The sequence below is a fragment of the Calditrichota bacterium genome (genome assembly GCA_013151735.1).
GTDB lineage: Bacteria > Zhuqueibacterota > JdFR-76 > JdFR-76 > BMS3Abin05 > BMS3Abin05.
Genome location: JAADHR010000026.1, coordinates 21,388 through 28,881 on the forward strand (window position 1 = coordinate 21,388; position 7,494 = coordinate 28,881).

Below are 7,494 nucleotides of genomic sequence, written 5' to 3' on the forward strand. Positions count from 1 at the left end.
AAGAACTTTGCCAATGTTTTTCAAAAAAATTAAGCCTCTTTTGGCCATAAGCGTTTTCCTTCTGCTGGCCGGCTGCCAGCATCGGCTGATTAAACAACCGCTTTCGGCGGTACCGATGGAATGGTCTCAATGGGGTGGAAACGCCCGCCAGGACTTTTTCATTCCCACGCGGGAAAAACTTTCCGGCCTGAAAGTAATTAAACGAATGAAACTTTTGTCTTCCCCGGGAAAAACGCTTCTGGTCTCGGGAGATGTGTTGTTCGTACCAACTCTGGACGGAAAACTCACCACGTTTTCGCTGCGAACCTTCAAGAAAATCGGGCAGGTTAAGCTGCCCCAAAAACTGGCGGGAACCGCCGCTCTGATTCACAACGATCTGATTGTGGCCCTTCGTTTCAACAAAAAAAGTCTTTTTCGGCTGAATCCCCTGAACGGGAAAAAAGTGTGGACGGCCAAACTGGGTTCCATCGAAACGGAACCCCTTGTTGTCCCGCCGCAAATTTTTGTAACCACTCTGTACAAGGGTGTGGTTGCCGTTAATGATTCCACGGGAAAAATCCTGTGGGAACATCACCTCTCGGCACAAAGCCACAGCTCGCCAAACTTGATTCAAAATCAACTGGTTTTTGGAGATGACCGGGGAAACCTGCGGGCCGTGAAACCGGCCACCGGCGATTCCCTCTGGACTGCACCGCTGGGCGGCATTATCCGGGCCATGCCTGTGGGAGATGCCGAACGGGTGTACCTTGGCACAACCCGGGGCGATTTTTACGCCGTCGCGGCAAAAACGGGGCACATTCTCTGGAAATTTTCCGTGGGGGTGCGCATTTTCCACGAGGCCGCTGTCACGCCCGAGGGCATTTTCATCGTCGCCAACGACGGCTTTTTGTACAAGCTTTCCCCGGAAACCGGCCGCCTGCTCTGGAAGCACTCTCTCCGAGGCGTTGCCGGTACCCCGCCCCTGGTTTACGGAAGCCGAATTTTGCTGGGAACCCTGGAGCATCGTCTTCTGCTCATTGATCGTTTTTCTGGTAAAATCATCCAGGAGATCACACTCAAAGGACGGGCCCGCACACTGCCCGTTATCACAAAACATTTCGTCATCGCGGGTTCTGAAAATAAATGGGTGTACATTCTTAAAAAGGAGTCCACCCCATGAAACGTCTCTGGCTGCTTTTTCTCGTGGTAACAACTGGGTGGATTTCCAACGCTCACAGCCAGCCCGTTGGCTATCTTCACCTGACGGCGGCCCAACTGCCTGCAAAACTGTTCGTCGATTCCCTTTCAGTGCCGCCTGCCCGGGACACGCTCCTTGCACTTTCACCCGGTACCCATCGCATCCGGGCTACAACACCCTTTCGGGCAGATTGGCTGCTGCGTGATTTTCAACGATCCGTCCGGATCAAAGCACTGGACACCACAACCGTCGCCATCGTCTTTCCCCGGTATTTTTTTCTCTCCTCTCAACCGGAAGGCGCGTTTGTCCGTGCAGCAAATGCCGTCCTCGGGCGAACACCCCTGCTCGCAAATTGGGAAACCCTCAAAAACACACCCGTCCGCCTTGAAAAAAGGGGCTATTTGTCCAGGCAAATCCGGCTTCAAAATCCGAATGAAAAGCGGTTGATCATTCGCCTGAAAAAAGACCCTGGGTACTGGAAGAGGTTTAACCAGCTTCTGCAGAAAAAGCGGCTTCAAAGAAAACGTCTCCGGTGGGGAGCCGCAGGCACCGGCGGTGCCGCCCTTGCCTCGGGGGTAGCCGCCTATTTCCTGAAGAAGAAGGCAAATGCCGCGTACGATACCTATCTGAAAACCCCGTTCCCGGATAAGATTCAAACATATTACAACCGGGCCCAGCGCTACGACACATACGCCGGAACCACCTATTTAATTTTCGAAATCAATTTGATTTCAAGCGCCATTCTTCTCTTACTAACAATGGGGAAATAGTGCACATGTAAGATGCCGTTATTGGATCTGCATTGTTTTTTTCTCTGCGGTTCACCGACCTCTCGGAGGAAAAGAGGGAATATTGTTAAAACGAGTTGTTAAATTCCGGTTCGGAAAGCCAGTGAAATGAAAATACACGCTTTGCACCCCTGGAATGTGGATTATCACGCAGCGGTCGCTATTCAGAACGATCTGCGGAAAAAGATCATTTTTACAAATTGTGTAAAAAAATTAGAATTTGTAGCTGGGGCTGACGTATCTTTTAATCGGAAAGAACCAACACTGTTCGGTGTGGTCACGGTACTTCGGCTCCCCGATTTTGAAGAGGTTGAGCGTGGAGAAGCCATTCTGACGACGACCTTTCCCTACATTCCCGGATTGCTGACATTCCGGGAAGCACCGGTTTTGTTAGAAGCCTTTAAAAAAATCCGCATCCGGCCGGATGTTATTTTATTCGATGGACAGGGAATTGCGCATCCCCGGAGAATGGGCTTGGCGGCACACATGGGATTGCTTCTGGATACCCCTTCTATCGGTTGTGCCAAATCGCGTTTTATTGGTGAATACGAACCGGTTTCCAATGTAAAAGGGGCACGCTCCGAATTGAAAGATGAAGACGAAACCATCGGAGTGGCCTTGCGGACGCGGGAATCGGTAAAACCGATTTTTGTGTCCGTGGGACACAAAGTGGATTTGAATACGGCTGTAGACATCACATTAAAATTGGTTACCCGATACCGGCTTCCGGAACCCACACGCCGGGCACACGCTCTGGTGAACCGCCTCCGGGAATCGTATTTGGGTGAAGGGCGAAAATCATGAAAATGAACACGGCTCTCATTACCCACCCTGACCTGTTGAAACACGCCACGGGTCCGGGACACCCCGAGCGCCCGGAGCGTCTGACCGCGATTCTTAACCGCCTAAAGGAAACAGGTTTGTTAGCGGATCTTCTGGAAAAAACGCCCGAACCGGCTGATCTGAAATGGATTCAAACTGTTCACGACCCCGTCTATGTGGAGCGCGTAAAACGCCTGTGCCAAAACGGCTCCGGTTTCATCGATTCTCCCGACACACCCGTTTCAACCGATTCGTTTCGGGCCGCCCGCCTGGCAGTAGGAGCGGGTTTGCTGGCTGCCGACCTGATTGTTGAAAAAACCGTCACACACGCATTCTGCCCGATCCGACCACCCGGGCATCACGCAGAGAAATCCCGTGCAATGGGGTTTTGCCTCTTCAACAATGTAGCCGTTCTTGCACGGTATCTTCAAAAGAAACATGGTATTCGGAAAATTCTGATCGTGGATTGGGACGTTCACCACGGCAACGGAACGCAGCACGCTTTTTACGACGATCACACGGTCTTTTATTTTTCAACCCACCAATTTCCCCATTACCCGGGGACGGGTGCTGAATCGGAAAGAGGCTCGGGCCCCGGGGAAGGTTTCACACGAAATGTCCCGCTTCCGGCAGGTTCCGGAAATGAGGCTTATATTCGTGCCTTCGAGGAAATTCTTATTCCAATTGCAGAACGATTTCAGCCGGAGTTTGTTCTCATTTCGGCGGGATTCGATCCCCACCGGGACGATCCTCTGGCCGACATGGCCCTAACCGAAGAGGGATTTGCCCGGCTGACGCGCATCGTTCGGGATATTGCCGCCCATTTTGCAAAAGGACGTCTTATTTCCCTTCTGGAAGGCGGGTACAACCTGACCGCGCTGGGAAATTCGGCAGCCATTCACGTGCAGGAGTTGGTAGAATCCCCCGTGACTTAACACGCATTCTGCAGGAAATCACTTAACACGCATGAGAAAAGAAATGCCATCTCAGAAAATGAAGGATCCATTTGAAAACCAGCGGGAAAGGATGGTGCGGGATCAGATCGAGGCTCGCGGTGTTCGAAATTATGCCGTGCTTCGCGCCATGCGAAAGGTTCCCCGGCATCTGTTTGTTCCGGAAGCCTATCGCTCCCGCGCCTACAGCGACATGCCTTTGCCCATTGGGGAGGGAAAAACCATCTCCCAGCCCTATATTGTGGCCTACATGACCGAAGCACTCAAACTCCAGCCCACCGATCGTGTTTTAGAAATCGGGACCGGTTCCGGCTACCAGGCCGCTGTTCTGGCCGAATGCGCAAAAGAGGTGTATTCGATCGAAATTCTTCCCGAATTGGCTCAACAGGCCCGGGACGTGTTGGATGTGCTCGGGTATTCCAATGTCCACATCAAAATTGGCGACGGCTATTTGGGATGGCCGGAAAAAGCGCCCTTCAATGCCATCATCCTGACGGCGGCTCCTCCGACCCTCCCCCCGCCACTGCTGGATCAGCTGGCCGAAGGCGGCCGCCTGATTGCCCCGATAGGCACGGATTTTCAACAGCTGATTCTCCTGAAAAAAACCAAAGAAGGCTTCCAAAAACAAAGTCTTTTGCCCGTCCGATTTGTCCCGATGACGGGGCGCGCCCAAAAAATGATCTGACCAACACGTTTCCACCCTGTAGCCGCATCCTTTACGGATGCGCCAAAAATAATCCGCAGGCGTAAAGCCTGCGCCTACGCATCAATTCCAAAAATCCCACACCAGGCCGTAACGAAACGTGCGGCCGGGGGCCGGATAACCTGGCAGCAAAAAGTAGGTGTTATCCAGAATATTTTCAAAACTCACAAAAAAACGCACATCCGCCACATTAAAATAGCCGTAAAGATGGAGCAAAAAAACGGGCTGGCGCACACGAAAAGCCGACCACGGAGATGTGCCGGCCACATTAAATTCCGTTCGTCCCAAAAACCGAAAGAAAAGCTTCACCGTGGCGTCAAGATCATTTTGAAAAAAAAGATGATGAAAACTCAAACTTCCCCAGGAATCAACCGGCGGTACAGCGGATAACATTTCTGCCTGCCGCCCATTGGTCAAATGTACATTGGCTCCGCCGGCCAGTGTCCAATAGTTCAAGAAGGCCGCATGTCCCCACAAACTGGCGTTTCCGGCTACGATCTTTCCGGCACTTTCAACAACCACCGGAACCTCCAGCCATTGGACACCGGATAACAGCACCGAAACAGCCGCTGATTTTCTTGCTACAAGAGGCAATACCATGCCCTCCTGGAAGTTTGTGCGCGGGCGTTCGATTTCCTGCTTTGGAAATTGCCCCAAAAGTGGTAAAAAGTTTAGCCAGGCCCGATGGTAACTGCTGGAATCCCGAAAAACCGGCGCCAGAAAACCACCGGTCTGGTGGGTAAACCTCGCAAAAAAATCGGGAGACGGTCTTCCGTCTTTTCGAATATGAAAACCGATCTGTTGAGCTGAAAACCGGCTATTCCCCCCGCTCAGATTTAAGGCGACCGCTCCCTGCCAATCCTTAAAAAGCGGAAATCGGTCACTAATGAAACCGGACATCCGAATCACATGTTGTACGCTATTTTTGTATGCCAAACGCGTCAAGTGAAAACCGGGAATCAGTAAAATACGATGCCTTTTCCAGCGGAGGGCTCCCTGCCATTGAAATTGCCCGGTCCATTCGTCATCCCGGCGGTGGGAAAACGGTGATCGGTTGGTCCACTCTTCACGCAGATAGCGCACCTGCCACAACAGAGCCTGACTAAAATGGTAGGTGATTGGAGAAAACAGCTTCCCCTGAAGCCGTGTCTCCCCCACCTTTCTCTTCAACCCGGGGTAACTCGGGCTGCCAAAAACCCCTTGCGGCCCGGGGAAACCGGCCTCTCCGGTGTAAGCGCCGTAGGAAAGAAAAAGGTTTTTTCCAGACGAAAAAAACTTCTCTACCTCGCCTGTTTCGGTTTGAAAATGATAGGGTGAATTCGGTGTGTATCCGCCGTACGTTCCAAGTCCGCCGATGCCCTGAAGCCAGAGCCCCGGCCGGACCTGCTTTGTGAACAGAGCAAAAACTTCATCCCGGCCAAAATCTTTGGTTGAATAGCTCACCCGGCTGAAGGGACGGTCGTGTCTGGCAAAAATCGGATGAAGATTCAGGGCAAAATTACTCCCCAAACCGGCAATGGAGGCGGTTGTAAGAGAAAGGGTTTGAATTTTGGGCCAAGGCAGTCGCTGGGCGTCAAAAAACGGGATGAGATACGAGCGTGTGGAAAAATTGTTCCAACAAACAGGCATCCCCTGCAGATCACCGGCACCGGACAGCAGAACACCCGGTTGGCCATACCCGCCGGGAGACAAATAGATCACCCCGGGAGCCTCCTTCAGTATTTCTGCTGTATTTCCGTGAGGAGAAAACAGAAGCGTGCTGTCGGTCACGGTCCAATACGGTGCCTGAAGCGAATCGGACGGAACCGCGGCTGCATGAAGTGAATCCGAGTCTTGCGCCCGAACCGGAACGGTGGTCAAGCAAAACACCACCAAACAAACGGCTATTCTTCTGGCCGTCATAAATCCGCCTCTTTTAGGATTTTTTGAGGATCCGGGAAAAATCCTTGGCCGTGTTTTTCCAGGAATTGAATTGAAAAGGGAACAACCACCAAAAAAATAATAAAATTTCCGATTATGTGTAATACGTAGAATCCCAATCCGTAAATGACACTGGCCAGAAAGGTTGTTTTATTTAACCCTGCAAATGCCAAGAAACTGAGGGTTGTAAAAAGATCATACAGAAACGTCAGGACCAGACCGGAGAATCCCAAAAACAGCATCTTAGGAAACACCGGTAAACGGCGGACCCAGGGGCGAGAAAACCCTCCCCAGAATGCCACCAGTCCCATCGAAATGATTTGGGCTGCCATTAAAGGTGGAGGCGCGGCTCCCAGGGGATTTAGAAGCGAATACAGAAATTCCCCCACAACCGCCACTCCGATACCCCGCGCCGGGCCCAGGAAATAACCGGCAATAAAAAAGGTGGCCGTAATCAGCTCGATATTCGGGATGTACAAAAAGGCCCACCCAAGAGCAATTGCAAGAGCGACAAAAACAGCCATTTGAATCCAGATGCGCAGACGTTGGGACATACGTGACAAGCCTTTCGTGTTTTTGTGGCACAACAACAGCAGTCACTGAGACTCCAAAACACCAAGAATTATTTGACACTCACGCCCTAATTTTAAAAATTTAGATCCCTTCGCGTCTTCGAGTCTTGGTGGCCATAAAAAGTTTCTTTTAAATGTACAAATAATGTTTTTCAAAGACAAATCAATTTTACTCCGTACAAAATTTTGAAAAAAAAAGTGAAACCTTTTAAGCAACATATCGTATAAGGTATCGAATTTTTGAATGATTTATTCGATTTTTTCATACTGGAGAGTCACATGTCCGAACACACGAAAGAGCGGATTTTACAGGCAGCGGCGCGGATTTTTGGTAAGTTTGGGTACACAAAAACAAATATTGAGGACATCGCCCGCGAAGCGGGCATTGGGAAAGCCACTATTTACCACTACTTTAAAAGCAAAGAAGATGTTTTTCTTACCATTGTTCGCAACGAAGCGCATTCTCTTGAAATCCGCATTGACGAGGCCTTAAAAAAAGCCGGAAGCCCTCAGGAAAAACTCAAAACCTTCTTTCACACCCAGTACAAACATCTTTTCG

Annotated in this window: 8 protein-coding genes; 6 read left to right on the top strand and 2 right to left on the bottom strand. The window is 50.8% G+C overall.

Annotated elements, in window-relative coordinates; genetic code table 11:
- The first annotated feature begins 40 nt into the window (after window positions 1–40).
- The 5 genes from GXO76_01705 (at window position 41) to GXO76_01725 (ending at window position 4,425) form a co-directional block, all read left to right on the top strand.
- Window positions 41–1,159, top strand: a complete 1,119-nt coding sequence (locus tag GXO76_01705; protein ID NOY76563.1) for a PQQ-binding-like beta-propeller repeat protein — start codon at window positions 41–43, stop codon at window positions 1,157–1,159.
- Window positions 1,156–1,947, top strand: coding sequence for a hypothetical protein (locus GXO76_01710; protein NOY76564.1), 792 nt, complete (start codon window positions 1,156–1,158; stop codon window positions 1,945–1,947). The genes GXO76_01705 and GXO76_01710 overlap by 4 nt, the downstream gene beginning before the upstream one ends.
- A 126-nt stretch (window positions 1,948–2,073) precedes the next feature.
- Window positions 2,074–2,769 (top strand): deoxyribonuclease V, encoded by a 696-nt coding sequence (nfi, locus tag GXO76_01715; protein ID NOY76565.1) that lies wholly within the window; start codon window positions 2,074–2,076, stop codon window positions 2,767–2,769.
- Window positions 2,763–3,722, top strand: a complete 960-nt coding sequence (locus GXO76_01720; protein ID NOY76566.1) for a histone deacetylase — start codon at window positions 2,763–2,765, stop codon at window positions 3,720–3,722. Before nfi ends, GXO76_01720 begins: the two co-directional genes overlap by 7 nt.
- Window positions 3,723–3,753: 31 nt before the next feature.
- A complete protein-coding gene (locus GXO76_01725) occupies window positions 3,754–4,425 on the top strand; it encodes a protein-L-isoaspartate(D-aspartate) O-methyltransferase (GenBank protein NOY76567.1) in 672 nt (223 codons plus the stop codon).
- An 81-nt stretch (window positions 4,426–4,506) separates the two neighbouring features.
- Here GXO76_01725 and GXO76_01730 read toward each other — a convergent pair whose 3' ends face one another.
- Both GXO76_01730 and GXO76_01735 read right to left on the bottom strand, forming a co-directional pair.
- Window positions 4,507–6,345 (bottom strand): putative porin, encoded by a 1,839-nt coding sequence (locus GXO76_01730; protein NOY76568.1) that lies wholly within the window; start codon window positions 6,343–6,345, stop codon window positions 4,507–4,509.
- Window positions 6,342–6,917, bottom strand: coding sequence for an ECF transporter S component (locus GXO76_01735; protein NOY76569.1), 576 nt, complete (start codon window positions 6,915–6,917; stop codon window positions 6,342–6,344). The genes GXO76_01730 and GXO76_01735 overlap by 4 nt, the downstream gene beginning before the upstream one ends.
- Window positions 6,918–7,214: 297 nt before the next feature.
- On the opposite strand from GXO76_01735, the gene GXO76_01740 reads away from it, so the two are divergent.
- A partial coding sequence (locus GXO76_01740) for a TetR/AcrR family transcriptional regulator (GenBank protein NOY76570.1) occupies window positions 7,215–7,494 on the top strand: 280 nt, incomplete at its 3' end.

Coding starts and splice junctions, on each gene's coding strand:
- GXO76_01710 (NOY76564.1), top strand. CDS start 1,156: ATGAAACGTCTCTGGCTGCTTTTTCTCGTGGTAACAACTGGGTGGATT.
- nfi (NOY76565.1), top strand. CDS start 2,074: ATGAAAATACACGCTTTGCACCCCTGGAATGTGGATTATCACGCAGCG.
- GXO76_01725 (NOY76567.1), top strand. CDS start 3,754: ATGAGAAAAGAAATGCCATCTCAGAAAATGAAGGATCCATTTGAAAAC.
- GXO76_01730 (NOY76568.1), bottom strand. CDS start 6,345: ATGACGGCCAGAAGAATAGCCGTTTGTTTGGTGGTGTTTTGCTTGACC.
- GXO76_01735 (NOY76569.1), bottom strand. CDS start 6,917: ATGTCCCAACGTCTGCGCATCTGGATTCAAATGGCTGTTTTTGTCGCT.